The 25,881-nt window shown below is 69.1% G+C and carries 27 protein-coding genes; 4 read left to right on the top strand and 23 right to left on the bottom strand.

What is annotated here, in order from left to right:
• Positions 1-16: 16 nt before the first annotated feature.
• The 10 genes from Q5696_RS04070 to purS form a co-directional block, all read right to left on the bottom strand.
• A complete protein-coding gene (locus Q5696_RS04070) occupies positions 17-682 on the bottom strand; it encodes a CPBP family intramembrane glutamic endopeptidase (RefSeq protein ID WP_305093944.1) in 666 nt (221 codons plus the stop codon).
• Positions 679-2,463: an alpha/beta hydrolase gene (locus tag Q5696_RS04065; RefSeq protein ID WP_370654858.1), complete on the bottom strand. Its 1,785-nt coding sequence runs from the start codon at positions 2,461-2,463 to the stop codon at positions 679-681. Before Q5696_RS04065 ends, Q5696_RS04070 begins: the two co-directional genes overlap by 4 nt.
• Positions 2,464-2,466: 3 nt before the next feature.
• Entirely contained in the window at positions 2,467-4,746 is a 2,280-nt protein-coding gene (gene purL, locus Q5696_RS04060; protein WP_305093943.1) for a phosphoribosylformylglycinamidine synthase subunit PurL, read from the bottom strand.
• 251 nt (positions 4,747-4,997) lie between these two features.
• The gene (locus Q5696_RS04055) at positions 4,998-5,777 is read right to left on the bottom strand and encodes a hypothetical protein (protein ID WP_305093942.1); all 780 of its coding nucleotides are present in this window, start codon (positions 5,775-5,777) and stop codon (positions 4,998-5,000) included.
• A 117-nt stretch (positions 5,778-5,894) separates the two neighbouring features.
• Positions 5,895-7,187, bottom strand: coding sequence for a M18 family aminopeptidase (locus Q5696_RS04050; protein WP_305093941.1), 1,293 nt, complete (start codon positions 7,185-7,187; stop codon positions 5,895-5,897).
• 24 nt (positions 7,188-7,211) lie between these two features.
• Entirely contained in the window at positions 7,212-7,562 is a 351-nt protein-coding gene (locus Q5696_RS04045; RefSeq protein WP_305093940.1) for a VOC family protein, read from the bottom strand.
• Positions 7,563-7,692: 130 nt separating this feature from the next.
• Positions 7,693-8,172 (bottom strand): carboxymuconolactone decarboxylase family protein, encoded by a 480-nt coding sequence (locus Q5696_RS04040; protein ID WP_305093939.1) that lies wholly within the window; start codon positions 8,170-8,172, stop codon positions 7,693-7,695.
• 81 nt (positions 8,173-8,253) lie between these two features.
• Positions 8,254-9,330 carry an NAD(P)H-dependent amine dehydrogenase family protein gene (locus tag Q5696_RS04035; RefSeq protein WP_305093938.1) on the bottom strand — a complete coding sequence of 359 codons (1,077 nt, stop codon included), beginning with the start codon at positions 9,328-9,330 and terminating at the stop codon, positions 8,254-8,256.
• 136 nt (positions 9,331-9,466) lie between these two features.
• Positions 9,467-10,144: a phosphoribosylformylglycinamidine synthase subunit PurQ gene (purQ, locus tag Q5696_RS04030; RefSeq protein ID WP_305093937.1), complete on the bottom strand. Its 678-nt coding sequence runs from the start codon at positions 10,142-10,144 to the stop codon at positions 9,467-9,469.
• Positions 10,141-10,377 (bottom strand): phosphoribosylformylglycinamidine synthase subunit PurS, encoded by a 237-nt coding sequence (purS, locus tag Q5696_RS04025; RefSeq protein ID WP_137723302.1) that lies wholly within the window; start codon positions 10,375-10,377, stop codon positions 10,141-10,143. Before purS ends, purQ begins: the two co-directional genes overlap by 4 nt.
• 141 nt (positions 10,378-10,518) lie before the next feature.
• On the opposite strand from purS, the gene Q5696_RS04020 reads away from it, so the two are divergent.
• The gene (locus tag Q5696_RS04020; protein ID WP_305093936.1) at positions 10,519-11,166 is read left to right on the top strand and encodes an MBL fold metallo-hydrolase; all 648 of its coding nucleotides are present in this window, start codon (positions 10,519-10,521) and stop codon (positions 11,164-11,166) included.
• 15 nt (positions 11,167-11,181) lie between these two features.
• Here Q5696_RS04020 and Q5696_RS04015 read toward each other — a convergent pair whose 3' ends face one another.
• Positions 11,182-11,559: a VOC family protein gene (locus Q5696_RS04015; protein ID WP_305093935.1), complete on the bottom strand. Its 378-nt coding sequence runs from the start codon at positions 11,557-11,559 to the stop codon at positions 11,182-11,184.
• A gap of 81 nt (positions 11,560-11,640) precedes the next feature.
• On the opposite strand from Q5696_RS04015, the gene Q5696_RS04010 reads away from it, so the two are divergent.
• The gene (locus Q5696_RS04010) at positions 11,641-12,378 is read left to right on the top strand and encodes a TetR/AcrR family transcriptional regulator (protein ID WP_305093934.1); all 738 of its coding nucleotides are present in this window, start codon (positions 11,641-11,643) and stop codon (positions 12,376-12,378) included.
• On the opposite strand, the gene Q5696_RS04005 is transcribed toward Q5696_RS04010, so the two are convergent.
• The 8 genes from Q5696_RS04005 to Q5696_RS03970 all read right to left on the bottom strand — a co-directional run bounded on the left by Q5696_RS04005 (position 12,362) and on the right by Q5696_RS03970 (position 20,218).
• A complete protein-coding gene (locus Q5696_RS04005; RefSeq protein ID WP_305093933.1) occupies positions 12,362-13,066 on the bottom strand; it encodes a DUF2334 domain-containing protein in 705 nt (234 codons plus the stop codon). The genes Q5696_RS04010 and Q5696_RS04005 overlap by 17 nt on opposite strands.
• 99 nt (positions 13,067-13,165) lie before the next feature.
• Entirely contained in the window at positions 13,166-13,654 is a 489-nt protein-coding gene (locus Q5696_RS04000; protein ID WP_305093932.1) for a glutathione peroxidase, read from the bottom strand.
• 10 nt (positions 13,655-13,664) lie between these two features.
• Entirely contained in the window at positions 13,665-14,615 is a 951-nt protein-coding gene (locus tag Q5696_RS03995) for a DMT family transporter (RefSeq protein ID WP_305093931.1), read from the bottom strand.
• A 21-nt stretch (positions 14,616-14,636) separates the two neighbouring features.
• On the bottom strand, positions 14,637-15,758 hold the full coding sequence (locus tag Q5696_RS03990; protein ID WP_305093924.1) for an ABC transporter ATP-binding protein: 1,122 nt from the start codon (positions 15,756-15,758) through the stop codon (positions 14,637-14,639).
• Positions 15,755-16,591, bottom strand: a complete 837-nt coding sequence (locus Q5696_RS03985; protein WP_305093930.1) for an ABC transporter permease — start codon at positions 16,589-16,591, stop codon at positions 15,755-15,757. The genes Q5696_RS03990 and Q5696_RS03985 overlap by 4 nt, the downstream gene beginning before the upstream one ends.
• Positions 16,588-17,523 (bottom strand): ABC transporter permease, encoded by a 936-nt coding sequence (locus Q5696_RS03980; RefSeq protein WP_305093929.1) that lies wholly within the window; start codon positions 17,521-17,523, stop codon positions 16,588-16,590. The genes Q5696_RS03985 and Q5696_RS03980 overlap by 4 nt, the downstream gene beginning before the upstream one ends.
• Complete coding sequence (locus Q5696_RS03975; protein WP_305093928.1) at positions 17,508-18,566, bottom strand: ABC transporter substrate-binding protein; 1,059 nt, start codon at positions 18,564-18,566, stop codon at positions 17,508-17,510. The genes Q5696_RS03980 and Q5696_RS03975 overlap by 16 nt, the downstream gene beginning before the upstream one ends.
• Before the next feature lie 206 nt (positions 18,567-18,772).
• A complete protein-coding gene (locus Q5696_RS03970; protein WP_305095126.1) occupies positions 18,773-20,218 on the bottom strand; it encodes a cation:dicarboxylate symporter family transporter in 1,446 nt (481 codons plus the stop codon).
• Between the two features lie 144 nt (positions 20,219-20,362).
• Between Q5696_RS03970 and Q5696_RS03965 the strand changes: the two genes are divergently transcribed.
• Together Q5696_RS03965 and Q5696_RS03960 are read left to right on the top strand one after the other, a co-directional pair.
• On the top strand, positions 20,363-21,991 hold the full coding sequence (locus Q5696_RS03965; protein WP_305093919.1) for a sensor histidine kinase: 1,629 nt from the start codon (positions 20,363-20,365) through the stop codon (positions 21,989-21,991).
• Positions 21,988-22,689 (top strand): response regulator, encoded by a 702-nt coding sequence (locus Q5696_RS03960; protein WP_305093918.1) that lies wholly within the window; start codon positions 21,988-21,990, stop codon positions 22,687-22,689. Before Q5696_RS03965 ends, Q5696_RS03960 begins: the two co-directional genes overlap by 4 nt.
• 7 nt (positions 22,690-22,696) lie before the next feature.
• Here Q5696_RS03960 and Q5696_RS03955 read toward each other — a convergent pair whose 3' ends face one another.
• Genes Q5696_RS03955 through Q5696_RS03940 form a run of 4 tightly spaced genes read right to left on the bottom strand, consistent with a single transcriptional unit; the run spans position 22,697 to position 25,836 of the window.
• Entirely contained in the window at positions 22,697-24,514 is a 1,818-nt protein-coding gene (locus Q5696_RS03955) for a siderophore-interacting protein (RefSeq protein ID WP_305093917.1), read from the bottom strand.
• A gap of 22 nt (positions 24,515-24,536) precedes the next feature.
• Positions 24,537-24,794 (bottom strand): phosphopantetheine-binding protein, encoded by a 258-nt coding sequence (locus tag Q5696_RS03950; RefSeq protein ID WP_305093916.1) that lies wholly within the window; start codon positions 24,792-24,794, stop codon positions 24,537-24,539.
• A 29-nt stretch (positions 24,795-24,823) separates the two neighbouring features.
• The gene (locus Q5696_RS03945; RefSeq protein WP_305093927.1) at positions 24,824-25,474 is read right to left on the bottom strand and encodes an ABC transporter substrate-binding protein; all 651 of its coding nucleotides are present in this window, start codon (positions 25,472-25,474) and stop codon (positions 24,824-24,826) included.
• Positions 25,471-25,836, bottom strand: coding sequence for an ABC transporter substrate-binding protein (locus tag Q5696_RS03940; protein ID WP_305093926.1), 366 nt, complete (start codon positions 25,834-25,836; stop codon positions 25,471-25,473). The genes Q5696_RS03945 and Q5696_RS03940 overlap by 4 nt, the downstream gene beginning before the upstream one ends.
• Positions 25,837-25,881 lie beyond the last annotated feature (45 nt).

The following is a 25,881-nucleotide window of genomic DNA, read 5'->3' as shown; positions in this document are numbered from 1 at the left end:
TCCCGTTGCCGCCGGATCACACCGGCGGCAACGGGACCTCACGGGTTCCGGTGGTCACCTGGATACGACGCAGCACCAGGGCACCCCCGGCGTTCACCACCAGGTGCAGCAGGGCCGGCGCCAGGACGCTGCCGCTGCGGGCGCGCAGGCCGTCGAACACGAGCGACGCCGCCGCGGTGACCGCGATCGTGCCGGGCACCGAGTCGCCGGCGATGTGCGCCGGATGCACGTGCCACAACCCGAATGCCGCGGCCCGGACGGCCCTCGCCGTCGCGGGCGCGAACGCCCGATCGGTCAGCGCCGTCAGTACGCCCCGGAACAGCAGTTCCTCGGTGACGACCGTGCCGAACGGAATGTGCGCACCGACCCATTCGGCGAAATCGTGCCGCACCTCGTCGGGCACCGTGAACCGGGTGTGCAGCGCCGGTGTCGCCCACGCGACCGCGTACCCGGCGAGCGGCACCGCCGCCGCGGCACTCCCCCACACCGCCCCGGACCGGACATGCCCGAATCCCAGTTCGTCACGGCGCAGCCCACCCGCGACGGCGACACCCACCGTCCCGAGCGCCACGCTCGTTCCGGCGGTCGCCCGGCCCCGCGACGACAACCGCAGCGCGGGCAGCACACCGTTGTTCCACGCCACCAGCGCCGCGGCGACACCGACTGCGAGGGCTCGCCTCACTTCTCGGGCCCGTCGTGGCCGCGCAACGCCTCGAGCACGACCCGGGTCCGTTCGGTGTCGGCGGGCGTCCACCCGGGTGGCTGCGTGACGGTGACCCAGCCGTCGAGGATGACGGTGCCGTAGTTGTGGCCGTGTCCGTCCGGCACGCCGGCCGCGTTCGCGAGGTCTGCGCTCACCTGCCAGAAGGTGACGAACGGGAACCACTTCATCGACGGCAGCCGATCGAAACCCGGTGGCTCCGACAGCCAGTCGGGCCGAGTGAACGCCAGATCCGGCGACCACCACACGACCGGGTCCGACGGATGCTGGATGTAGAGCACCCGTGGTTCGAGCCACGGCCCGGGGCCACCCGGGATCGCGTCCGCGTCGTCGGCGAACCGCACCACCAGGCCGTCCGCGTACACCGGCTGCACCTCGGGGGTGCCGGGGTCGCGCCGCTCGGTGAGCGCACTCCACAACGGGTTCGAGTTGGGCGGCCCCACCCACAGCACACCGTCGACGGTCTCCCGGATGTCGGCGAGTCCGTCGAAGGCGCCCTCGCCGGCCTGGGTGCCGAGGCTCTCGCCGTACACGTACAGCTTGGGCCGGGTGGCCTCCGGCTTGGTGAGCCAGCGGTCGTGGACGGCATTGATCAGCGCGTCGCCGGCGACCGCGGCCCGGCCGCGGTCGGCGACGAACGAGATCCAGCTCGGCAGGTACGAGTATTGGGCCGCGACGAGCGCGCTGTCACCGTTCTCGACGAGCTCGATCGCCTGCGCGGCGGTGGGATTGACCCAGCCGGTGCCGGTGGTCGGGATGATGACGAGCGTCTTGCGTTCGAAGGCCTTGGTCCGCTCCAGTTCGTCCAGCACGACGTTCATTCGGGCGGCGGTGTCGTCGGCGGTCTCGAGGCCCGCGTACACCCGGATCGGTTCCTTGGCGGGCTTGCCGTTGGCGGCGGTCAGTTCGTCGGCGTGGATACCGCCGGAGACGAAGTTGCGGCCCTCGAAACCGAGGGTGTCCCACGGCGCCACGGACGCCGGGCTGCCCGACTTCTCGGGCAGGATCGGCTGCACCGCGCCGGGACGGGTCTCGTTGTTCTGCAGACTGAATGCCGAGTTGACGGCCGCGTAGCCGACGCGCAGCAGGATGCCGTCGACGAGCATGAACACGAGCACGAGCACGACGGCGAAACCGGCCGCCGACGCGGCGGGACGCGGGATCTTCAGCCACTTGTTGAGCTGCCGGGCGACCCATCGGACGAGGTCGCGCATCACCCGCCACAGCGAGATGAGGGCGGCCGCCACGAGCAGGCTCAGCCCGCCGGTGCGGATGTAGCCGGTGGTGGTGGTGCCCTCGGCGTTCATGAGCGCCGACAGTTCCCGCTGCCACCCGGCCGCGTACACCAGCATGATGACCGCGGCCAGCGCGGACAGCGCCGGCACCGCGACCTTGATCGCCCGCATGTACTGGTCCGGCAGCGGCCACCACGACCGGCGCGCGAGCCCGAACTCGTAGACGACCCAGCCGAGCGCCGTGCCCACCGCATATCCGAACGCGGCGTTGATGCCGCCGATCAGCCCTTGGAAGAGCCAGTCACGCGGCAGCAGCGACGGCGTCAGCGACCAGCAGAAGAACAGGGTGCCGAACGCGATGCCCGTGAAGTCCAGGCGCAGCAGGCCCCACGCCCAGACGACGAACGGATGTCGTTGATCGAACCGGGGGTCGGCGGCAGGGGTCACCGGCTGCGGGTTCTCCCGCAGCTCGGCGACCACCTCCCGTTCGACCCCCGAGTCCGTCACGCATCACCCGAACAGCGCCGGCAGGGTTGCTTCGTGCGTCTGACGCAGTTCGGCCATCGTGACCGAGAACTGACCCTGAACCTCGATCGAATCGGAGCCCTCGTCGACCACACCGATCCGCGTCCACGGCAGGTTACGGGCCGTGCACATGCCGGTGAATCGGGTCTCCTCGGTGCGCGGGACCGCGACGAGCACGCGTCCGGTGGACTCGGAGAACAGGGTCACGAACGGATCCTCGCCCTCGGGCAGCAGAATCCGGCAGCCGGTCTCTCCGGCCAGCGCGGCCTCGACGACAGCCTGCATCAGGCCACCCTCGGACAGGTCGTGCGCGGCCGAGATCAGGCCGTCACGCGAACCGGCGAGCAGAATGTCGGCGAGCAGTCGCTCCCGCTCGAGGTCGACCCTCGGCGGGACGCCACCGAGGTGGCCGTGCTCGACCTGCGCCCAGATGGAGCCGTCGAACTCGTCACGAGTCTCGCCCAGCAGGATCAGCGTCTCGCCGGGCTCGAGGCCGAGACCGGTGGGGATGCGACGGTGCACATCGTCGATCACACCGAGGACCGCGACGACCGGCGTCGGCAGGATCGCGGTGGCACCGGTCTGGTTGTAGAAGCTGACGTTACCGCCGGTGACCGGAATGCCGAGCTGCGCGCAGCCGTCGGCGAGGCCGCGGACGGCCTGCTGGAACTGCCACATGACACCCGGGTCCTCCGGCGAACCGAAGTTGAGGCAGTTGGAGACGGCCTTCGGGGTGGCACCGGTGACGGCGACGTTGCGGTACGCCTCGGCCAACGCCAGCTGCGCACCCGCGTACGGGTCGAGCATCGTGTAGCGGCCCGACGCATCGGTGGCGAGCGCGATGCCGCGTCCGGTCTCCTCGTCGATACGGACGACGCCGCCGTCCGCGTTCTCCGCGAGCACCGTGTTGCCGCGCACGTAGCGGTCGTACTGTTCGGTGATCCACTTGCGGCTGCACAGTGCCGGCGACGCCAGCATCTTCAGCGTCGTGGCCTTCAGCTCGTCCGCGGTCTGCGGACGCGTCAGGCCCGCGGTGGTGTTCGCGATCAACGCGTCCTGCGAATCCGGGCGCTGCACGGGACGCTCGTAGACCGGGCCCTCGTGGGCGATGGTGTTCGCGGGGGCGTCGACGACGGTCTCGCCGTGCCAGTCGATGACGAGGTGCTCGCCGTCGGTGACCTCACCGATGACGGTGGCCAGGACGTCCCACTTCTTGCAGACCGCCATGAAGGCGTCGACGTTCTCGGGGGCGACGACCGCGCACATGCGCTCCTGCGACTCGCTGGAGAGCACCTCGGCGGGCGTCATGCCCGTGGCCCGTGTCGGGACCAGGTCGAGGTCGATGTGCATGCCGCCGTCGCCGGCCGCCGCCAGCTCCGAGGTGGCGCAGGACAGGCCGGCGCCGCCGAGGTCCTGGATACCGACGACGAGCTTCTCGCGGTACAGGTCGAGGCAGCACTCGATGAGCACCTTCTCGGTGAACGGATCACCCACCTGGACGGCGGGGAGCTTCTTGGGGCGTCCGCCCGAGGACTCGTCGAACGTCTCCGACGCGAGGACGGACACGCCGCCGATACCGTCGAGGCCGGTGCGCGCACCGAACAGGATGATCTTGTTGCCGGCACCGGACGCGAACGCCAGGTGCAGGTCCTCGACGCGCATCGCGCCCGCGCACAGCGCGTTGACGAGCGGGTTGCCCTGGTAGGAGGCGTCGAACACGGTCTCGCCACCGATGTTGGGCAGGCCGAGCGAGTTGCCGTAGCCGCCGATACCGCGGACCACGCCGTCGACGACGCGGCGGGTGTCCGGGTGGTCGGCGGCACCGAAACGCAGCTGGTCCATGACCGCGATCGGGCGGGCACCCATCGCCATGATGTCGCGGACGATGCCGCCGACGCCGGTGGCCGCGCCCTGGTAGGGCTCGATGTACGACGGATGGTTGTGCGACTCGACCTTGAAGGTGACCGCCCAGCCGTCGCCGATGTCGACGACGCCGGCGTTCTCGCCGATGCCCGCGAGCATCGAGGCCTTCATCTCGTCGGTGGTGGTCTCACCGAAGTACTTCAGGTGCACCTTCGACGACTTGTAGGAGCAGTGCTCGGACCACATGACCGAGTACATCGCGAGTTCGGCGTCGGTGGGACGGCGGCCCAGAATCTCCTTGATGCGGGCGTACTCGTCGTCCTTGAGGCCCAGTTCCTTGAACGGCTGAGCGACGTCGGGAGTCGCGGAAGCGTTGGTGACGGTATCTACCTGCGGAGACACGGGGCGTGTGGTCCCTTCCCTCTGGGATCGAATCGGCAGGGCGGGCGGCGCACTGCCAGGTCGAAGTCTAGCCGGGCGTACCGACACACCGCGCACCCACTACGTGCCGGTTCTCCCGATCCGCTTCGCGAAACCCGGCCGACCGCGTTCCGAAACGGAAATCGCTCCCGGAAGCACTGCTTCCGGGAGCGATTCGGAACCTCCGCTCAGCGCATGGCTGCCGTTCCGCAGGATCCTGGCGACGAGCCGAATCAGCTCATGTTGCCGAGCACGTTGCCCAGGACTCCGCTGATCACATTGGTCATGGAGCCCTGCGGGTCGGTGACGGATCCGAAGACCTGGCCCGATCCGGAGTTCACCGAGCCGAAGCCCAGGTCCTCGAGGCTGCCCGCGCCGGCCTCGACCGGGTTCGGCTGACGAACGGTGACACACACGCCCATCGGATCGATGTTCCAGTCGCCGCCTGCGAGCACGATCTTGGTGCCGGCGCCACTGTCGATCTTGGTGCCGACCACCGCGTTGTCCGGGACCTTGTAGGTGGTTTCCAGGGCGATGACTGCGCCGCCCGCCGTGGTCCAACCGGTGCCCGTGGCCTTGACGGAGTTGTTGCCGGTCACGACGGTGCCGGTGACGTCCTCCCACTGCTGACCACCGAGAACCCACTTGACGTTCAGACGGGCCTTCACGAGCTGGAAGCCCGCCGGATGGAAGTCGCGGATCTCGTTGACGAGCGCCCCCGAACCGGACACCTTCGTGAGGTACGTGACAGTGCCGCCCGGTGCGACGGTGCCGTCACCGACGATCTCCTTGCTCACGGTGTACGGCGTCCCGAGGGAACCGGCCCACTTTTCGGTGACCGACTGGCTGAGCGCACATGCGGGCGCGGCCTGCGCCACGGAGGCTCCGAGTCCGACGGTGATACCTCCGGCGAGAACTGCCAGAGAGGCGGTTGCGGCCGCGAGGCGGCGCATCGGGGTGCGGGACATCCAGATCTCCATTCGGTTGACGAGGGCCACCACCGTGCCGAACATCCCCGCAGTCAGCGCAGAAGCAGCCCCTGCCGACCCGTTGCGGGCCGACTCGATTACAGCCGTGCCTCTTTCTACTGGACCGGCGTCCAGTTTCGCAGGAGAACGGAGAAAAGCCCCCTACCGCACCGGCGTCAGGAACGCCGCCAGCGCGTCCGCATACATCCGGACGTCATCGGCGCCCATCAGTTCCCGCGCCGAGTGCATCGCCAACTGCGGGGCGCCCACGTCGACCGTCGACACCCCGGTGCGGGACGCGGTGATCGGCCCGATCGTGGACCCGCACGGCAGGTCGGCGCGGTGCACGTAGCGCTGCAGCGGAACACCGGCCCGGTCGCAGGCCAGCGCGAACTCGGCGGCCCCGGTGGTGTCGGACGCGTAGCGCAGGTTCTGGTTGACCTTGAGTACGGGGCCGGCATTGACGCGGATGCGATGTGCGGGCTCGTGCCGGTCCGGGTAGTTCGGGTGGGTGGCGTGCGCCATGTCGCCGGACGCGCACACCGACCCGGACAGTGCCCGTAGGAAGTCCTCGCGGCCGCCGCCGCGGAGCAGCACGATCCGTTCGAGGACCGAGTTCAGCAGGTCGGAGAAGGCGCCGCGGTCGGACATGCTGCCGACCTCCTCGTGATCGAACAGGGCCAGTACCGGGATACCGTGGCCGGGCTCGGCGACCGCGGCGAGCAGGGCCTGCAGCCCCGCGTAGCACGTGCCCTGGTTGTCGAGCCGCGGCGCGCTCACCAGCGACGCGTCCTCCCCCACCACGGCGGACGGGGCGAGGTCGTGGGTCATGAGTTCCCATCCGAGAACCGCGGCCGGGTCGACGCCCGCTTCCCCGGCGACGAAACCGAGGAACGAGCGTGGCTCGTCGCCGATCCCCCACACCGCGTTGACGTTCCGCTGCGGGTCGAGTTGCACACCCTTGCGGTCCTCCGACAGGTGGATCGCCAGCTGCGGCACCCGCAGGATCGGGCGGTCGATGCGCACCAGCACGTCCCGGACCGTGTCGCCGTCACGGACCCCGATCCGACCGGAGATACCGAGATCACGGTCGAGCCACGAGTTGAGCCATGCCCCGCCGTACGGCTCGAGGCCGACCAACTGCCAGCCCGCCGAGACGAGATCCGGATGCTGCTTGACCCGCAGGTTGGGACTGTCGGTGTGCCCGCCGACGATCCGGAACGGCGACGATGGACCGCCGCTCGGGACGCCCTCGGTGCTCCACGCGATCAGCGAACCGCCCCGGATCAGGTAGTAGCGGCCCGGCGTCTCCGGCCACGCGTCCGTCTCACGCAGTTCGGTGAATCCGTTGTCGGACAACTCGGCTGCGACCGTCGCACACACGTGGAACGGCGACGGCGAGGCATCGACGAACGAACACAATCCCTGGGCATCGGCGCGGGTCTTCGCTGGCATACCGACCATCATGCAGCACCGGGCTCAGTGTGCTCCCGACACACAGAACTGGTTGCCCTGCGGATCGGCGAACACGACCCAGCGGAAGCCGTCCAGGTTCTCGCGGTGCACCTCGGTGGCGCCGGCCGCGAGGACCCGCTCGACCTCGGCGTCCAGGTCGGCCGCCCCCAGGTCCAGGTGTTGACGGTTCTTGCCGGGCGTCGGATCCTCTACCTTCTGGAAGCCCAACTTCTGTCCCCAGCCGGGAATCCCGACCATGTAGAACCAGCCGTCGTTCTCCTGCTCGATCGTGCCGCCGGTCAGGTCCGCCCACCAGCGCGCGAGCGGCCCGGGATCCGTCGAATCGAATGTGATCATGCCGAGTGTCAGCGTCATGGCCGGACGGTAGCGCGCGGCACCGACATTCGGGTGCCGGACTTCTCCGTCGCGGTCACCGGTTCGCTGTTCTTCGCGGCCGGCGAGGGCTTCCTCGAGGCGCTGCCGCCGTCCTCGACCGCCTGACGGCTCAGCTGCCGGGCAATGCGCAGACGGTGTCCAACCCCAGCACGTGGTTGAGGCGGCCGAACGCGATCCAGGAGCCGAGGCACATCGACAGTTCGACGATCTCGGCCTGGCTGTAGCGAGCGCTCATCCGCGCCCAGAACTCGTCGTCGAGGTTGTGGTGATCGAGCGCGTACCGTTCGGCGTACTCGGCAGCCAGCCGGACCCGGTCGTCGAACGCGTCGGTGGTGCGCCAGTTCTCGACGGACTCGAAGAAGTCGTCCTCGACCTTCTGTCCGTCGCGTTCGGTGCGCCAGTCCATGCAGACGATGCAGCCGTTGATCTGCGCGATCCGCAACCGGGCGGCCTCGAACTCGCGCAGGTCCAGTGTCGAGTTCGCGTACACCGACAGGGAGAACTTCGAGGCGGCGACCCCGATCTCGGGGACCATCTCGCCCCACACGTAACCGACCGGATCCTTACCCTCTGGGATGTCTATGTTCATGGCGCCCAGTGTGCTCCGCCGAGGCCGCCGTGTGGCGCCGATTCTCACTCACCCGTCGACGGTGCCCGCTCGGGACAGCCCTCAGCTGCGCGGCAGCATCGACGGCGACGGTCGCAGCGGCACGTCGAGGGCGTCGTACAGGCCGGGTTCGGCGGCGACGAGCCAGTCGATCGCGCCCACGAGGCGTCCGACGGCGGTGGCGTTGCCGCCCGCGGCCCGACTACCGCCCTCGTCGGTGGCCTCGACGGTGACCTCGATCCGCGGCCGCCCCTCGATGATCACGCGGTGTGCGCCGGCGCCGCCGTCGGGTGGCGTCGGCCAGTCCGGCGCGCACGACGGATGGATGCGGGTGACGTGCTCGACGACGATCCGCGGCACTCCCCCGACGATGCCCTGCACCTCGAAGCGCAGTGCGCCCTGGGTTCCCGCGGCGAAGTCGCCCATGGTCGCGGTGGTGACGTCCGATTCGAGGGGCCGCCGCTGCACGGTCTCGCGGATCTCGTCGAGTTCGACGCCGAGTGCCCGCGCCATCAACCGGATCTGCCCGCCCCACACCATCGTCGGCACGGACGGCGCGATCATCGGCGGCTCGTAGTCCATCGGCTGCCCCATCCCGACGAGGTAGCGCACCGAGTCGGGCTGGTCGTAGTCCGCGTAGTCGAAGATCTCCTGGCAGCGGATCGTGTCGACGGTGGAGCCGAGCCCGCTGATCAGCAGCGGCAGGACGTCGTTGCCCCAACCCGGGTCGACACCCGACACGAACAGCGACCCGCCGGCCGCCGCGATCGCGTCGACGATCGGGTCACGGAGCTCCGGGGGTGCACTGCGGTGGTCGTAGAGGGCGTACACCGACGGCGTCACCACCACCGCCCCGGTGCGAAGGATCCGCACGATGTCGGCGACCGCGTCGTCGGGGCGGATCTCGCCGGACGCCGCGTACACGACCGCGCCGGGACGGGTGGCGAGAACGGCGTCGACGTCGTCGGTGGCCGACACTCCGGTGTCGACGCCGACGTCCCCGAGATCGCCGGCGTCGCGGCCGACCTTCGCCGGATCGTGCACGACGACCGCGGACAGTTCCAGGTGCGGGTTGGCGTGCACGGCGCGGATCGCCGCGCGGCCGACGTTGCCGGTACCCCAGACGACGGTGGTGATCATGCGCGGGACGCTAGCGAACCTCGCCACCGAGTGTGGCCACTTCAGAACAGCTGAAGGGACCCTTCGGTCGCTGTGGGCGACTGAAGGGTCCCTTCAGCTGTGGACCCGGAGGTGGGCGCGGTACCGCGCCGACGGCTCAGGCGGTCAGCACACTCTCGAGTGCGGAGTAGAACATGCCCAGTCCGTCGTCGCTGGGGCCGGTGAGGGCCTCGGTGGCGTGCTCGGGGTGCGGCATGAGGCCGACGACGCGGCCGTTGGCGGACGCGATGCCGGCGATGCCGCGCTGCGAGCCGTTGGGGTTGTCGCCGGCGTAGCGGAACACGACGCGGCCCTCACCTTCGAGCTCGTCGAGCACCTGCTCGGACGCCTGGTAGCGGCCTTCGCCGGACTTGAGCGGGACGAGGATCTCGGCGCCGGCTTCGTAGCGGGACGTCCAGGCCGTGGAGTTGGACTCGACCTTCAGCCACTGGTCGCGGCACACGAAGTGCAGGCCGGCGTTGCGGGTGAGGGCGCCCGGCAGCAGACCGGCCTCGCACAGCACCTGGAAGCCGTTGCAGATGCCGAGGACCGGCATGCCACCCTCGGCGGCCTTGACGACCTCGCCCATGACGGGAGCGAAACGGGCGATGGCACCGCAGCGCAGGTAGTCGCCGTACGAGAAACCACCGGGAACGATGACTGCGTCGACGCCCTTGAGGTCGGCGTCGCCGTGCCACAGGCTGACGGCCTCGCCGCCGGCCAGCTTCACGGCGCGGGCGGCGTCGACGTCGTCGAGCGTGCCCGGGAACGTGATGACTCCGATGCGTGCACTCACTGGACTCGCGTGACCTTCCAGTCCTCGATCACCGTGTTCGCGAGCAGCGACTCGGCGATGGTGGCGAGCTCGTCGTCGCTGACGCTGTCGTCGACTTCGAGTTCGAACCGCTTACCCTGGCGGACTTCCGACACGCCGGCATGACCGAGCCGGGACAGCGCCCCGGCAATGGCCTGCCCCTGCGGGTCGAGAATTTCGGCCTTGGGCATGACATCGACAACGACACGGGCCACGTGCTGCTCCTCGCTATGGCTGGTTTCTGCCCGGGATCGCACCGGGCGTGCAGAAGTTTACCGGTCAGGTGAACGGTCCTCGGCATCGAGTGATCGTGCGAGGTCGCCGCGCTCACGAGTGTGATCCCGCATACTCGTTCCATGCGACTGACGCACTTCGGCCATTCCTGTGTCCTGGTGGAGCTCGACGGCGCCAAGATCCTGTTCGATCCGGGTAATTTCTCGCACGGATTCGAGGGGATCACGGACCTCGACGCGATTCTGATCACGCATCAGCATCCCGATCATGCCGATCCCGAACGGCTGCCGGCGCTGGTCGACGCGAATCCGGGGGCGGGCCTGTACGCCGATCCGGAGACGTCGGCGCTGCTGGGCGAGACGTGGACGGCGGTGTATCCGGGTGACGTGTTCAACGTCGGCGAGGTGCAGGTGACCGGGACCGGTGGCACGCACGCGGTGATCCATCCGGAGATTCCGTTGATCGACAACACGGCCTATCTGCTCGGGGACGCGGAGAACCCGGCGAAGTTGATGCATCCGGGGGATTCGCTGTTCGTCCCCGAGCAGCAGGTGGACGTGCTGGCGATCCCGGCGGCGGCGCCGTGGCTGAAGATCTCCGAGGCCGTGGACTATCTGCGGGCCGTGCATCCGCGGGTGGCGGTACCGATCCACCAGGGTGTGGTCGCGAAGGACGCCCGCGGTATCTATTACGGCCGGCTCACCGAGATGGCTCCCGGTGGCACCGAGTTGCGGGTGCTTCCCGAGGAGTCGGGCGTCGAGGTGTCCTGACCCGCACCCCCTGCTCTATACCCACTGCACGAGTTGCCACACGATGCCGTTGGGGTCGGAGAACTGGCAGTACCTTTCGCCCCACGGTTCGGTCTCGGGTTCGGTGACGACGGTGGCCCCGGTGGCGGCGATGCGGGCGTACTCGGCGTCGAGGTCGTCGACGACGAATGCGATCAGCAGCCCCTGTCCGGCGGGCCCGGCGATCGACGCGGGCGTGAAAGTGCCGAGCCCGGTGCGCAGGAACACGAGGTTGACGCCGGCGTCGGGGTGGGAGAGGGAGACGAAGCCGTCGTCCGCCATGGCTTCGGTGAATCCGAAGTGGGTCTTGGCGAATTCGGCCGACGCGTCGGTGTCGGCGACGTTCAGCGACAACGCGGTACCGGTGATCTTCATGTGACCTCCACGAATCGAGAAACCTTCTACATTGTATAGAGTAGTGGATTCGTCGAGATGTTCCCACCACGAAGAGGACCGATGGCCCGCGACCTGATCGACCTGCTGTGGCGTGACCACCCCGGGGCGCCGAGCGGCGGCAGCCGCGGCCCGCGCGCGAAAGTCACCACCTCGCAGGCCGTGGACGCCGCGATCACGCTCGCCGACGCCGAAGGACCGGACGCCGTCACCGTCCGTCGCCTCGCCGGCGATCTGGGCGTCTCCGCGATGGCGCTCTACACGCACGTCGGCTCCCGCGACGATCTGCTCGTCCTCATGGCCGACACGGTCCGTGCCCGCAGCGGCCGTCCGCCCTACGTGAGCGACGACTGGCGTGATCGGGTCCGGCAGGTCGCCGACGAGGAGACGGCCCTGCACGCCGCGCACTGGTGGCTGCTGGACGTCACCGATCAGCGCACGTCGTTCGGGCCCGGGACGATCGCGACGTACGACCGTCAGCTGCACGCGTTCGACGGCACCCCGCTGACCGACGTCGATCGGGATGCCGCGCTGACGTTCGTGCTGGATTTCGCCCGGGCTGCCGCCCGAGCACGCCGGCCGGACCCACACGCCGCGGACATGGCCGAGGTGTGGGCGTCGTGGCAGCGGCGGCTCGCCGGCTATCTCGGCGACGAGCATCCGCTGGCGCAGCGGGTCGGCGCGGCCGCGGGTGCAGCGATGAACACGCCGTACAGCCCCGACGCTGCCCGGGCGTTCGGGCTCGAGCGGGTGCTGGACGCGTTGCAGTCGCTGATCGGCGGCGTCACGCCACCTCGCTGACGCCTCCCGACAGCGGCCAGTGGTAGACGGCCGGGGTGGCGTCGTGGTGCAGGGCGAGGTCGACGGCATCGAGCAGGGCCTGCCGGGGACCTGGTTTGCCGAGTTGCTTCCCGGTGATCGCGAGCCGGACGATCCGGCCACGGCGGGCAGCCCGGGCGGCGCCGAGCACCAGGGTGCGGCAGCGCCACGGTTCGGCGCGGAAGCCGTCGCCGAGCCCGAGGACCGAGCTGCGGACAGTGGTGCCGTGGGCGAGGTCGCGGATCGCGGTCAGACCGGCGAGCAGCCGGAACCCGGTGCCGGGCAGCACCGACACCGCGCCCGGTGAAGCGACCCAGCGGGGTGCCGCGAACAGTCGCGTCCGCAACCCGGTCTCCTCGAGGACCCGGTCCGCGGCAAGGAGCCGCAGCCGGGCCTCGTGCTCGGGTAGGACGGCGAACTCGGCTCGCCGCCGTTTCGTGGCAGCCTGGTCGTAGCCGTGCAGAACGATCGCGTCGCCGCGGTCCCGGCGTCCACGCAGCCAGTCCTGGGTGGCCGTATCGGTGACGAGACGGTATTTGTCCTTGAGTCGCGGCGCGACCAACAGCGACAGCGGAACGGACCGCCGATCCATTTCGGCAGCGAACTCGGCGACCCCGTCGCAGGTCTCGTCCCTGATTCCCGACACCGACACGATCAGTTGCCCGGTCATGCACTCCAGAATGGCAGCCGAAAGTGAACGGGCGCTTACACGCCTGTGCCCCTTTCCGGTAGTTCCGGCTACCGGAAAGGGGCACGAAGGAAGTTCCGCCTAGAGCAGCGCGTCGATCGCGGCGAGAACTTCGGGGGCGTCGGGTTCGGTGCGGGGGCGGAAGCGGTTGGTGACGGTGCCGTCGCGGGCGATGAGGAACTTCTCGAAGTTCCACTGGATGTCGCCGGCTTCGCCGTCGGCGTCGGGGGTCTTGGTGAGTTCGGCGTACAGGGGGTGCCGGTTGTCGCCGTTGACCTCGATCTTCTCCGTGAGGGGGAAGGTGACGCCGTAGGTGGTGGAGCAGAAGGTCTGGATTTCCTCGGGGGTGCCGGGTTCCTGTCCCATGAACTGGTTGCAGGGGACGCCGATGACGGTGAGGCCGCGTTCGGCGTACTCGGAGGCCAGTTTCTCGAGGGCCGTGTACTGCGGGGTCAGGCCGCACTTGGAGGCGACGTTGACCACGAGGACCACGCGGCCGCCGTATTCGCCGAGGTTGGTGGGGACGCCACCGAGGGTGTCGATCGTGATGTCCTGCAGAGGAGTTGTCATGCGGCCCAACCTAGTGGGCTGCGCCGTCGGTGCCCACCGAGGCTTTCCGTGCAGTGGACACGCACGGCAGTGCCGCGCATGCCACCAGGACGACGAGCATCCCCGCCCACTGCATCGGCTGCAGTCGTTCTCCCAGCACGACGCGGGCCGCGAGGACTCCGACGACCGGTTCGAGGAGCCCGAGCAGGCTCAGTGAGACGGATCCCAGGCGGCGCACCGCGTAGAAGGCGCAGCCGACGCCGATCGGAATCATGAACGCGCCCTGCGCGATCACCGACATCCATCCGGTCGCGGTGAAGGACATCGGTTGTGCGGTGGCCACCGCGACGAGGGCGGCGGTGACGGCGGCGCCGACGATGACGAGGCCGCTGGACAGGACTGCGCCCGCCTCGCGGACCCAGCGTTCGCCGAGCACCAGGTAGAGGGCGTATCCGACGGCGCTCGTCACGGCGAGTCCCACGCCGGCGGGGGCGACGGCCGCGCCCCCGGATCCGCCGACCAGGGCGATGCCGCCGATCATCGTCAGGCACAGCGCGATCACGGCGGGGTTCTGCCGACGGCGGGTGGTGAGCCACACGAAGAGCAGCACGAACACCGGGTAGACGTGCACGACGACCACCGACACCTGGGCGCCGGTCGACCGGACGGCGGCGAAGTAGCAGATCACCTGGAGTCCGAACAGGGGTCCGCACACCAGCGCCAGCCCGAGCGCGGCGCGCACGGGTACACGCCGGATCCGCCCGGTGGCGGCGGCGAACGCCAGGATCAGGATCGCCCCGCACAGGCTCCGCAATGCCACCAGCACGGTCGGGGTCAGTCCGGTGTCGTACGACAGTGCCGCGACGGTGGGGGTCAGTCCGTAGACGATCACGGATGCGAAGCCACACGCCCAGGCGACGGCGATGTGCGGTGTGGCGCCCGAAAGGACCTGTGCGCCGGACTGTTCGGTGCGGGTCGACATCGGGGTCGGGAATCCGCCGGGTCAGGAGCCGAGGACGACGACGTCCTCGACACCCCAGTGCATGCGTACCGCGGCACCGGGGACGACTCCGTCCGCGGTGTGGGGCACGGGGGTGCGGGCGAGGACGAGCCGGCCGTCGGGGGTACGTACCTGGACCTGGCGGTTGGTGCCGAAGTAGACAGTGTCCTCGACGACGCCGTCGAGGCCGTCGCGCCCACCGGGCACGTGCTCCCCCGCACCGACCACGCCGATGCGTTCGGGCCGCAGCATCACCGAATGTGCTCCGCCGGTGCGGGCTGCGATTTCCGGGGATTCCGGGACGCGGAACCGGTGTGCGGTGCCGTCTTCGGTGAAGCCGGCGGTGTCGATGGTTCCGCGGAAGATGTTGGAGGCACCGACGAATTCGGCGGCGTATCGGCAGTTGGGGCGTTCGTAGAGTTCTTCGGGAGTGCCGACCTGCACTATGGAGCCGCCCCGCAGCAATGCGATCCGGTCCGACATGGCGAGGGCCTCGTCCTGGTCGTGGGTGACGAACACGAAGGTGATGCCGAGTTCCTGGTGCAGGCGCCGGATTTCGAGTTGCAGTTGTTCGCGGAGGAGTTTGTCGAGGGCGCCGAGCGGTTCGTCCATCAGCAGTACCGGCGGGCGGAACACGATGGCGCGGGCGAGGGCGACGCGTTGCTGCTGTCCACCGGAGAGTTCCGACGGCATGCGTGCTGCGAGGTGTCCCAGTTGGACGAGGTCGAGTGCTTCGGCGACACTGCGTCCGATCTCGCTCTTGGGCCAGCCGTGCCGGGCGAGGGGGAAAGCGACGTTGTCGGCGATGCTCATGTGCGGGAACAGCGAGTAGTTCTGGAAGACGACGCCGAATCCGCGCTTGTGCGGCGGCACCCGGTTCAGGGTGCGTCCGGCGACCTCGACGGTGCCGGCTGTCGGCTTGATGAAGCCCGAGATGATGCCCAGCAGGGTGGATTTTCCGGAGCCGCTGGCACCGAGGAGGGTGAGGAATTCGCCGCCGCGGATCTCGAGGTCGAGGTTGTCGAGCACGGTGGTGGCACCGTAGGTCTTGCTGATCCCGGTGACGGTGATCGGCGCACCGGTCACGGTCGTCGCACGCGGGGCGGTCGGGGTCGAGATGCTCACGGGAGTGCTCCGATCACTTTGACGGAATCGCGGTACTTGAATGTGCGAACGGCCTTGCGGGTCAGCTTCATTGCTCCGAAGAGGACGAACGATCCGATGATGACGAACAGGGTCAGTCCGGAGATGGCGGCGACGGTGGGATCCACCGAGACCTTCACGCCGGACCAGATGCGCACCGGCAGGGTGGTCATCTGCGGTCCGGAGAGGAAGATCGCGCTGACGACCTCGTCCCACGAGGTGATGAAGGCGAACAGGGCGCCGGCGAAGACACCGGCCGCGATGTTCGGGAAGGTGATGCGGAAGAACGTGGAGACGGGCCCGGATCCGAGCGACTGTGCGGCGCGTTCGAGGCCGCGGTCGAAGCTCACCAGGCTGGAGGCGACGTTGATCGTCACGTACGGCACGGCGAGCGCGGTGTGGACGAGGACGAACCCGAGGGTGGTCTCGGTGAGCCCGATTTTCAGGAACACGATGTACACAGCGAGGCCGACGATCACGTACGGGACGATGATCGGCGCCAGGAGCAACGCGGCGATCGGGCCGCGCAGCGGGTACCTGCCGCGGACGAGCCCCAGTGCCGCGAGCACGCCGAGGATCACCGCGCAGATCGTGGACAGGACTGCGACCCGGAGGCTGACGAGGGCCGAGGCGATCCAGGTGGGGTCGTCGAGCAACTGCTGGTACCAGCGGGTGGAGAACGCTTTGGGCGGGAAGGTCAGAAAAGCGCTGTCCGCGAAGGACATCGGGATGACGACGAGGACCGGGAGGATCAGGTAGGCGACGGTGAGGGTGACGAGCAGTATCAGGCCGGCGCGGGTGAGTAGTCGAGTCATGATTGCCCCATCAGGTATTTCTTCATGTCCACGAACCGGCCGGCGATACCGAGCAGGATCAGGGTGCTCGCGAGCAGGACCACACCGAGTGCGGCGGCGAAACCGAACCGCAGGACGGTGCTGATCTGTTGGACGATGAGTTCGCCGATCATGGTGTTCTGCGGGCCGCCGAGCAGTGCGGGGGTGATGTAGTAACCGAGTGCCTGGATGAACACCAGCACGATACCGGCGAACAGGCCGGGCAGGGTCAGTGGGACGAACACTCGCACGAACGCGAGAGACGGTCGGGCGCCGAGGCTTTCGGCCGCGAGCAACAGTCGTCGATCGATGCCGCGCATCGTGGCGTACAGCGGGAGCACCGCGAACGGCAGCGTGATCTGCACCATGCCGAACAGGACTCCCCACAGGTGACGGAGCAGCGGCAGCGGCTCGTCGATCAGGCCGATCGATTCCAGTCCGATGTTGAGGGCGCCGGTGTCGCGCAGCACGAGCACCAGTGCGAAGCTCCGGACCAGCAGGCTCGTCCAGAACGGGACGAGGACGGCGACGAGCATGATCGTGCGCCAGAACGGGGTTGCGAGCGTCATGAGGTAGGCGTAGGGGAAGGCGAGGAGCACCGTCACCACGGTGGTCGCGCCGGCGACGAGGAAGGTGTTGCCGAGGACCTTCAGGTAGAGCGGGTTCTCCCAGATGGCCCGGTAGTTCCCGAGCCCGATCGTGGGATCGGTGAAGCTCTTGGAGAACATCAGGATCAGGGGGATCACGAACACGACGGCGAGGAACACGAGCAGCGGCACGAGCAGCAGTGCCCAGCCGTTGAATTCGAACTTCGGCCGCCGGGGACGTCGACGGCGGCCGGATGTCGTCTCGGGCAGGGGTGGGGAGTCCGGCGCGGGCGCCGTATCGAGGATCCGGGTCACGACAGCACCCATGCATTCAGTCGTTCGGTGACCTCGTTGTAGTGCTCGGCCCAGTAGCGGTAGTCGATGGTGCCGGCGGACTTCGCGACGTTCGCGGGATCGGTGGACAGTCGTTCGGCGACGTCGGAGGGCACCTTGTCGAGTGCGGCCGGGTTGACGGGGGCGAACAGGCTGCGTTCGGCGTCGCGGGCCTGTCCGTCGACGTCACCGAGGAAGTGCGCCATCCAGTCCATGGCGAGGTCGGTGTTCGGGTATCCGGTGGGGACGGCGACCTGGTCGTAGGAGACGAGGTTCTGTCCCCACTCGTTGGCGATCGGCTGGCCTTCCATCGCGGCCTGGTCGATGCGTCCGCTCCAGGCCTGGACGAGCGGGGCCTCGCCGCTGGCGACGAGTTGTGCCTGTTCGTCGCCGGTGTCGTAGAAGACGATGTCCTTCTTGATGGTGTCGAGTTTGCGGAAGGCGCGGTCGATGTCGAGGGGGTAGAGCCGGTCGGGTGCGACGCCGTCGGCGAGGAGTGCGGCTTCGAACATGCCGCCGGTGGCGTAGTTCCAGAAGCCACGTTTGCCGGGGAAGCGTTCGGTGTCGAAGAACTCGGCCCACGTGGTGGGGTGACGGTCGGCGAACTTCTTGGTGTTGTAGGCGATCGTGAAGGAGTACAGCAGGTTCGGTATCGAGCACTTCCCCAGGAACGTCGGGTCGATTCCGGCGGCTGCGGCCGCGGCGACGACCTCGTCGGCGAGCGGGGTGAGGGTTCCTTCGGCGCAGGCGGTTTCGGCGTAGTTCGGTTCCACTTCGACGACACCCCAGGTGACGCGGCCGCTCTGCACCTGTGCGCCGATCTTCGCGTAGTCGGTCGGCGAGTCCTCGAGGACGGTGACACCGGCGCCCTTGGCCCAGGGGTTGACGTAGCTCTGGAGGTGTACCCGCTGGGCGGCTCCGCCCCACATCGTGACGGTGAGCGTCTTCGACGGGTCGGTGGTACCGCCACAGGCCGACGCGGCCATCAGGGCGACGAGCCCGATGCCGAGGCCGGCTCTCCTTTTCACTGAGGTCACGTTTCGGCTCCCATACTGACTGACGGATCAGTTATTAGCCGATAGTGTGACCTAGGCCATTCCGGGTGTCAATATGTGACCTGCATCCCGAACCTGAACGTCCGGCCAGGTCAGCGCGGTGCCGCCGACCCGGCCCCGGAAAGACGCCGATGCGGGGTGTGGCTCGGCAGTACCGGCTCACACCCCGCTTCGAGGGACGGACGGGGTCAGGCGCTGGCCAGTTTCCGCTCGTCCCGGACGGGCGTCGGCTGTGCAGGGGTCGGATCGGCGCCCACCCCTGTGCCGTCGGTGTCGGCCGTGTCGTCGGCGTCGAGCATCGTCGACTCGTCGAACGGCAGCTTGCCGTCGAGGACGTCGCGGACGCGGGCGGCGTCGACGGACTTGGTCCACGTGCCGACGAGGAGGGTGGCGACGGCGTTGCCGGAGAAGTTGGTGAGCGCGCGGGCCTCGGACATGAACCGGTCGATGCCGACGATGAGGCCGACACCGTCGAGGAGTTCGGGGCGATGGCTCTGCAAACCGCCTGCGAGAGTGGCCAATCCGGCACCGGTGACGCCCGCGGCACCCTTCGAGGCGACGATCATGAACACCAGCAGGGACAGCTGTTCGGTCAACGACAGCGGCTGGTGCATGGCGTCGGCGATGAAGATGGACGCCATGGTGAGGTAGATCGCGGTGCCGTCGAGGTTGAACGAGTAGCCGGTGGGGACGACGATGCCGACGGTGGTGCGTTCGACGCCGGCGTGTTCCATCTTCGCGATGAGGCGCGGCAGCGCGGACTCGGAGGACGACGTCGCGAAGATGAGCAGGTATTCGCGGGCCAGGTAGCGCACGAGCTTGAAGACGGAGACGCCGGCGAAGACGCGCAGCAGGCTGCCGAGCACACCGAACACGAAGATCAGGCAGGTCAGGTAGAAGCCGAGCATGAGGGCGGCGAGCTGGACGACGGCGGACAGGCCGGTCTGCCCGACGACGTTCGCCATCGCACCGAACGCGCCGACGGGGGCGAGCCACAGGATCATGGTGAGGATCTTGAAGACGAGCTTCTGGGCGTAGCCGACACCGCGGAGGATCGGTTCGCCCTGCTTGCCGAGGGCCTGCAGGCCGAAGCCGACGAGCAGCGCCACGAACAGCGTCTGCAGGACGCTGCCCTCGGTGAGCGCGGACAGCAGCGACGTCGGGATGATCGACGCGATGAAGTCCATGGTGCCGCCGGCGGCGTGGGCCTTCTCGGCGTACACGGCTCCGGCTCCGGAGGTGCCGGCGATGTCGAGGCCGCCGCCGGGGCTGATGAGGTTGCCGACGAGCAGGCCGACGCCGAGCGCGACGGTCGACATGCCGAGGAAGTAGGTGAGGGCGAGGCCGCCGATCTTGCCGACGCTGGCGGCGGCGCGGACCGATCCGATGCCGAGGACGATGGTGCAGAAGATGACCGGGCTGATCATCATTTTGATGAGGTCGACGAACATCGTGCCGAGGACACCGAACGATTTTCCGGTGTCGGGGGCGAGCCAGCCGACGAGGATGCCGCCCACGACGGCGACGATCACACCGATGTACAGCCAGTGGGTGCGGTCCCGCTTCCTACCGGGGTCGGCGGGTTGCAGTGTCGGTTGCGCGGCGCTCAGCTTCCCCGGTGCACTCGTGCTCATCGGTGTTCCCTTGATCGGACGGATACTCGTGGGGCCGACGTCCCCGATCGTCGAGTGATCGAGGTCACGAGGCCCGTCGGTGATCGTCGTATCGTTCGGGGCGACGGTGAAGATTGTGTTCATTGTTTTCACGAGAGGATCACCGTGCCCTACACCCGTCCGCATCGACCGCTGAGTGTCGCCCGTCAGCTGCTGGTGCTGCAGCTGATCGTGTTGGCGCTGGTCACGGCGGCGGTGGCGGGGCTGGCGGTGTTCGACGAGCGCCGCGACTCGGACGAGGCGACACGCCGGACGGTGACGAGCATCGCAGAGACGCTCGCGCTGTCGGAGTCGACGGTCGCCGCGTTGCGCGGCCCCGATCCGTCGGCGGTGCTGCAGCCGGAGGTCGAGAAGATCCGGGCGGCGACGGGCACCGACTTCATCGTGGTCATGGCCCCGGACCGCACCCGGTTCACGCATCCGGATCCGGCGCTGATCGGTAAACCGTTCGAGGGGCATGTCGAGCGGGCGCTGGCGGGTGAGACGTCCACCGAGACGTACACGGGGTCGTTGGGCCCGTCGATCCGCGCGGTGGTCCCGATCCTCGACGACGGCCGCCTGCTGGGCATGGTGTCGGTGGGGGTGACGCGGGAGCGGGTCGGTGAGCAGTTCACGGAGGGGCTGCCGTCGCTGTTGGGGGTGGTGGCGGTCGCGGCGGTGCTGGCCGCCCTGGGGGCGGCGGTCGTGAACCGGAGGCTGCGCCGGCAGACGCTCGGTCTGGACCCGGACCAGTTGCGGCGGCTGTACGAACACCACGAGGCGGTGCTGGGGTCGATCGGTGAGGGCCTGATCGTGTTCGGGCGCCGCCGGGGCGGCCGGGTGCGGGTCGACGTCGTCAACGAGGAGGCCCGGCGGCTGCTGTGGCTGCCCGAGGGGCCGATCACGGTCGACCAGTTGCCGAAGACGCTACGGCCGGACGGCCCGGACGACGCCGGCGAGCAGGACGAGGTGCACGTGACGGCGGACCGGGTACTGGTGGTGGGCCGCTCCCCCGTGCTGTGGGACGGACGGCGCATCGGCACCGTCGTCACGATCCGGGATCACACCGAGTTGCAGACAGCGCTCGGGGAGCTCGATTCGACACGCAGTGTCGCCGAGACGCTCCGGGCACAGGCCCACGAGTACGCGAACCGGCTGCACACGATCGTGACACTGGTCGAGTTGGGCCGGCACGACGAGGCGGTCGCGTTCACGACCGCGGAGTTGTCGACGTCGCAGCAGTTGATCGACAGGCTGATGGCGGCGGTGCACGAGCCGGCGCTGGCGGCGCTGCTGTTGGGGAAGGTGAGCGAGGCCGCGCAGCAGGGCGTCGAGTTGACGGTCACCGAGGACACGGCCCTGGGGTCGGCGGGCCCGTTGAGTCCGCTGGAGTTGGTGACGGTGACGGGCAACCTGATCGACAATGCGATCGACGCGGCCCGAGCGGCGGCCACGAACGATGAGACTCCGTGGGTGGAAGTAACTGCGACGGAGGAGAATTCACAGCTGGTGCTGCGGGTGGCGGACAGTGGCCCCGGAATGGGTCCGGAGACACTGAGCCGGGCGTTGAACCGCGGCTATTCGACGAAACCGGTGAACGGCCGGCCCGCCCTTCAGCGCGGTCTGGGTCTGGCGCTGGTGGCGCAGGTCGTGACCCGCCACGGCGGCCGGTTGCGGACCGAGCCGTCGTTGGCGGGCATGCTGGTGGTCGAGATTCCGTTGTCCCCGGACCGCAGCGCAGGTGGTGCCCGATGATCCGGGTGCTGGTCGTGGAGGACGAGCCGCTGATCGCGGCGGCGCACCGCACGTATGTGGAGCGGGTCGACGGGTTCGCTGTCGCCGCGGTGGTGCACACGGCGCGGGACGCGATCCGGGTCGTCACCGAGGCCGCGGTGGCTGAGACGCCGATCGATCTGGTGCTGCTCGATATCGGCCTGCCGGATGCGAGCGGGCTCGATCTGGCTGCGGCGCTGTCGAATCTGCATCCCGCACCGGGGATCATCGCGGTGACGTCGGCGCGGGATCTGGACGTGGTGCGGACGGCGGTGGCCCGCGGGGTGGTGCTGTATCTACTCAAGCCGTTCACGTTCGCGGCGTTGCGCGACAAGCTCGAGCACTATCGGGAATTCCGGGCGGCACTGCCGACGGGTGGGACGGCAGCGAGTCAGCGCGAGATCGATCGGGCGATGGCGGTGTTGCGTACCGCGGACGAGCGGGCGACCACACCGAAGGGGGTCGCCCCACAGACGGTCGACCGGATCGCATCGTGCGTGCGGGACACGGGCCGCGCTCTGACGGCGGCGGAAGTGGCGTCCGCCGTGGGGGTTTCACGCGTCACCGCGTGGCGGTATCTCGAGCGTCTCGCCGACGACGGTGTGCTCGCCCGCCACACCGAATACGGCCGGGCCGGCCGCCCCCAGGTGCGATACACCTGGGTGGCGGCCGGGCGGTGACGTCCGGTCAGCGCGTCCCGGTGAATTCCACGACCGTCGATCCCCAGCCGAGTGATCCGAATCGTGGCGTTCCGCAGCCTGCTTCGGTGATCAGTGCGGCCAGTTCCGTTTCGGTGCGCACACCGGAGCCGTACAGGCACAGGGCGAGCAGGTCGGCTTCGGTGTCGTGGTCGTCGGTGGTGTCGGGGTCGAGCAGGTCGGTGACGAGCACGACCCGGCGGGCGGACGCACCGAGCACGTCCAGGAGCAGTCGGGCGTCGGCGTCGGGATGCCGGTCGATCACCTCGACCGCGACGATCAGGTCGACGGGGTCGGCGAGTGCGGTGAACTCGCTGCCGTCGATCCGTCCGATGCGGTCGCGGCGGGTCTCCGCGACGTCGGCGAGGTTGCGGCCCACCAGCGCCGGCAACCCGACGAGCGTGATGTCGAGGTCCGGTCGCAGCCGGGCGAGGGTGTCGGCGTAGACGCCGGCGCCTTCCCCGTAGATCGCGACCGTCCGCACGCCGTCGAGGTCGACCGCGTCCGGCAGTGCCGGCGCCCGGTACACGGCCCCGAACGCGGCCTCCTCGTGGAAGTCGTCGGCGAAACCGGGTTCGGCCTGCTTGTCGGCGAAACCGTGACCGGAGGCGGGTACTCCGGTGCGGACCGTGTCGAGCAGTCCCAGGAATGCGGTGTCGAGCCGGGTGTGGATCTTGTCGAAGTGCAGTGCCTGGCTCGCGAACGTGTCCTGGTCGGCCAGAATCGATCCCATGTCGGTGAGCGTGAGCTCGCCGTCGTCCACCGCCACCAGATCCATGAGCGCGAGATGTCGCAGCAGCTTCGCCGTCGCACCGGGATGGGTGCCGCATTCGGCGGCGACCGCCGCGGCTGTGCCGGCCCCACCGTCGATCGCCGCGAACATCCCGACCGTCACAGCGGTGCGGATCGCGAACGGCGGCAACAGTTCCGACATCTCGTGCAGCACCGCGTCGGGGCTCTCCTGCGCTGCGACGACCGCGGCGACCGGGCCGGCGGCCTCGCGGTGGCGCCAGTAGCCGGTGATCTCGACGTACTGTTTGTCGAGTTCCCGGTCCTGTTTCGCCCACCGGCGCAGCGGCTTGATCGTCGTGGCCTCGCCCGCGACCCACAGGTACGGCCGGCCGGGACGCCACGGGGCGCCCCGCACGGCGTCGGCCAGCCGCGACTCGCCGCCGTTCTCGGACCGGTAGAGCCAGGTGACGTCCACCGGTGCATCGGATTTCAGTTCCTGCCGGTGTGCGGGTTCGGCGACCTCGATCACCACCGTCGCGGGCAGGTCGGACGGCAACTGCTCGAGGCAGTGCGCGATCGCGGGCAGTGCCGTCTCGTCGCCGGCGATCAGCATCCATTCGACGTCCCGCGGCAGGCTCGACGAATGCTTGGGCCCGGCCATGAGGATCGTCTCCCCCGGTTGCACGCGTGCCGCCCAGTCCGATGCCAGCCCACCCTCGTGCGCGGCGAAGTCGATGGCCATCTCGCGGGTGTCCGGGTCGAAGCGGCGCACCGTGTACGTCCGGCTGTACTGGAACGAGCCGGCCGGCCAGTCGACGGTGCCGTCGCCGGCGTTGCGCGGCATCTCGAACGGCAGTGTGCCGGTGCGCGGGTCGGCGGGCAGGAGTTTGACGTCGTCGTCGAATCCGGTGGTGCGCACCGGCGGCAGCGCGACACCGTCGCGGACGTGGCCGTCCATCGCCGGGCCGCCGACGATCACCCGGCGCATGCCGGGGGTGACGTCCTCGACCCGCAGGACCTCGACCTCGCGGATGCAGATCGGAAAAACCTCGACCTCACGGGCGGTCGCAGCCATGAGCGTCCTCTCTCTCGTGGAATCAGTATTCGCCGAGCGCGACGGAAACCCAGTGCGCCACGGTCGGATCGGCGGCGAGTGTCGGGAAGTCGACGTCCGGTGCCCCCGCGGACCGCCATCGTTCCACGAGTCCCATGATCCGGATGGAGTCCAGTCCTTCGTCGAGCAGATTCAGCTCGTCGCCGATCGACTCCGGCGACCGGTCCAGGGCGGTGGCGATGTCCGATACGACGGCCTCGCGGGTGAGCACAGTGTGGTCCTTTCCGATCTCGAACTGCATGGTTCGGCACTTCTCGGTGCCGGGAGCGACTACCGTCCGGCGAACATCTCCCGGATCTGGTCCAGGGTCGCCATGACGCCGTCGTAGTCGGGGCGGTAGCTGGTGGCGGGGAGTTCGTACACCGTGCCGCTCGTGAACGCGGGCAGGGCGGTGTACAGCGGATCCTGCTTCAGTTCGGCGAGGCTGCGGCCCGCGACCGGCACCACGAACATCACGGGCGCGTCGCCGACCCGTCCGAGCAGTTCGCTGCTGATGATGAACGAGTCACCGGACCCGTACAGTGCCGGATCGTTCGCCTTGGTGAGCACGTCGTCGGGCCGGAACCCGACCGACTCCAGCAGGGTGGGCAGGGCGGCGGTCTGCGGGATGAACGCGGGCTCGTTCGTGCCCAGCGACAGCAGATAGGACACGGGCGCGCCGGGCACGGTGATCGCATCCTTCACCTCGGCGACCTTGTCCTCGTACGCCTGCATCAGGCCGTCGACCTTGTCGCTCTCCCCGGCGATGTCGGCGACCTCGGCGAGCTGTTCCTGCCACGTGTTGACGGTGGACGGGACGAGGACGGTCGGCGCGATCGCCGACAGCTGGTCGTACGCCTTCTCGGCGAGGATCGCGGTGAATCCCTGTCCGCCGCCGATGATCAGGTCGGGCTGTGCCTGCGCGATGGCCTCGATGTTCAATTCCTCGCCGGCCGGAAGCTCCTTGGTGCCCTGTGCCTTCGCCTTCTCCGCCCACTGCGGCGGGAAACCACCGTCGAGGTTGGTGCGACGCCGAGCAGGCGGGTGTCGGTGATCGCGATCGGCGCGTCGAGGGTGTACAGCAGCCCGGCCAGGCCGGCGGTGAGCACTGCGATGCGCTGCGGCTCGGCGGGTACGGTGACGTCGCCCTGCGCAGTCTGGACCACGCGCGTCGCGTCGGCCGCCGAGGTCGCGGAGTCTCCCTCGGAGGCGTCGCTGGTGCTGCAGCCTGTGAGACCGAGGGTCACCGCGGCGGCCGCGGCGAACAGGCGTATCCCGTGCCGTCGGAAGCGTGAGTGGAACAATGTGGTTCCTTTCGATCGTTCATCGGGGGTGTTCGGTGGTGGCGG

It is taken from the genome of Prescottella sp. R16 (assembly GCF_030656875.1).
Lineage (GTDB): Bacteria > Actinomycetota > Actinomycetes > Mycobacteriales > Mycobacteriaceae > Prescottella.
Note: the sequence above shows the minus strand (reverse complement) of the source record. Positions and strands in the feature narration are given on the sequence as shown.

What these genes read in the sequence shown, in the direction of transcription:
- Q5696_RS04055 (WP_305093942.1), bottom strand. Translation starts at nt 5,777, where the DNA reads ATGTTCGGCACGGTGGTGGCCCTCGTCAACCGAATGGAGATCTGGATG.
- Q5696_RS04050 (WP_305093941.1), bottom strand. Translation starts at nt 7,187, where the DNA reads ATGCCAGCGAAGACCCGCGCCGATGCCCAGGGATTGTGTTCGTTCGTC.
- Q5696_RS04045 (WP_305093940.1), bottom strand. Translation starts at nt 7,562, where the DNA reads ATGACGCTGACACTCGGCATGATCACATTCGATTCGACGGATCCCGGG.
- Q5696_RS04040 (WP_305093939.1), bottom strand. Translation starts at nt 8,172, where the DNA reads ATGAACATAGACATCCCAGAGGGTAAGGATCCGGTCGGTTACGTGTGG.
- Q5696_RS04035 (WP_305093938.1), bottom strand. Translation starts at nt 9,330, where the DNA reads ATGATCACCACCGTCGTCTGGGGTACCGGCAACGTCGGCCGCGCGGCG.
- Q5696_RS04020 (WP_305093936.1), top strand. Translation starts at nt 10,519, where the DNA reads ATGCGACTGACGCACTTCGGCCATTCCTGTGTCCTGGTGGAGCTCGAC.
- Q5696_RS04015 (WP_305093935.1), bottom strand. Translation starts at nt 11,559, where the DNA reads ATGAAGATCACCGGTACCGCGTTGTCGCTGAACGTCGCCGACACCGAC.
- Q5696_RS04010 (WP_305093934.1), top strand. Translation starts at nt 11,641, where the DNA reads ATGGCCCGCGACCTGATCGACCTGCTGTGGCGTGACCACCCCGGGGCG.
- Q5696_RS04005 (WP_305093933.1), bottom strand. Translation starts at nt 13,066, where the DNA reads ATGACCGGGCAACTGATCGTGTCGGTGTCGGGAATCAGGGACGAGACC.
- Q5696_RS04000 (WP_305093932.1), bottom strand. Translation starts at nt 13,654, where the DNA reads ATGACAACTCCTCTGCAGGACATCACGATCGACACCCTCGGTGGCGTC.
- Q5696_RS03995 (WP_305093931.1), bottom strand. Translation starts at nt 14,615, where the DNA reads ATGTCGACCCGCACCGAACAGTCCGGCGCACAGGTCCTTTCGGGCGCC.
- Q5696_RS03985 (WP_305093930.1), bottom strand. Translation starts at nt 16,591, where the DNA reads ATGACTCGACTACTCACCCGCGCCGGCCTGATACTGCTCGTCACCCTC.
- Q5696_RS03980 (WP_305093929.1), bottom strand. Translation starts at nt 17,523, where the DNA reads ATGGGTGCTGTCGTGACCCGGATCCTCGATACGGCGCCCGCGCCGGAC.
- Q5696_RS03970 (WP_305095126.1), bottom strand. Translation starts at nt 20,218, where the DNA reads ATGAGCACGAGTGCACCGGGGAAGCTGAGCGCCGCGCAACCGACACTG.
- Q5696_RS03960 (WP_305093918.1), top strand. Translation starts at nt 21,988, where the DNA reads ATGATCCGGGTGCTGGTCGTGGAGGACGAGCCGCTGATCGCGGCGGCG.
- Q5696_RS03955 (WP_305093917.1), bottom strand. Translation starts at nt 24,514, where the DNA reads ATGGCTGCGACCGCCCGTGAGGTCGAGGTTTTTCCGATCTGCATCCGC.
- Q5696_RS03950 (WP_305093916.1), bottom strand. Translation starts at nt 24,794, where the DNA reads ATGCAGTTCGAGATCGGAAAGGACCACACTGTGCTCACCCGCGAGGCC.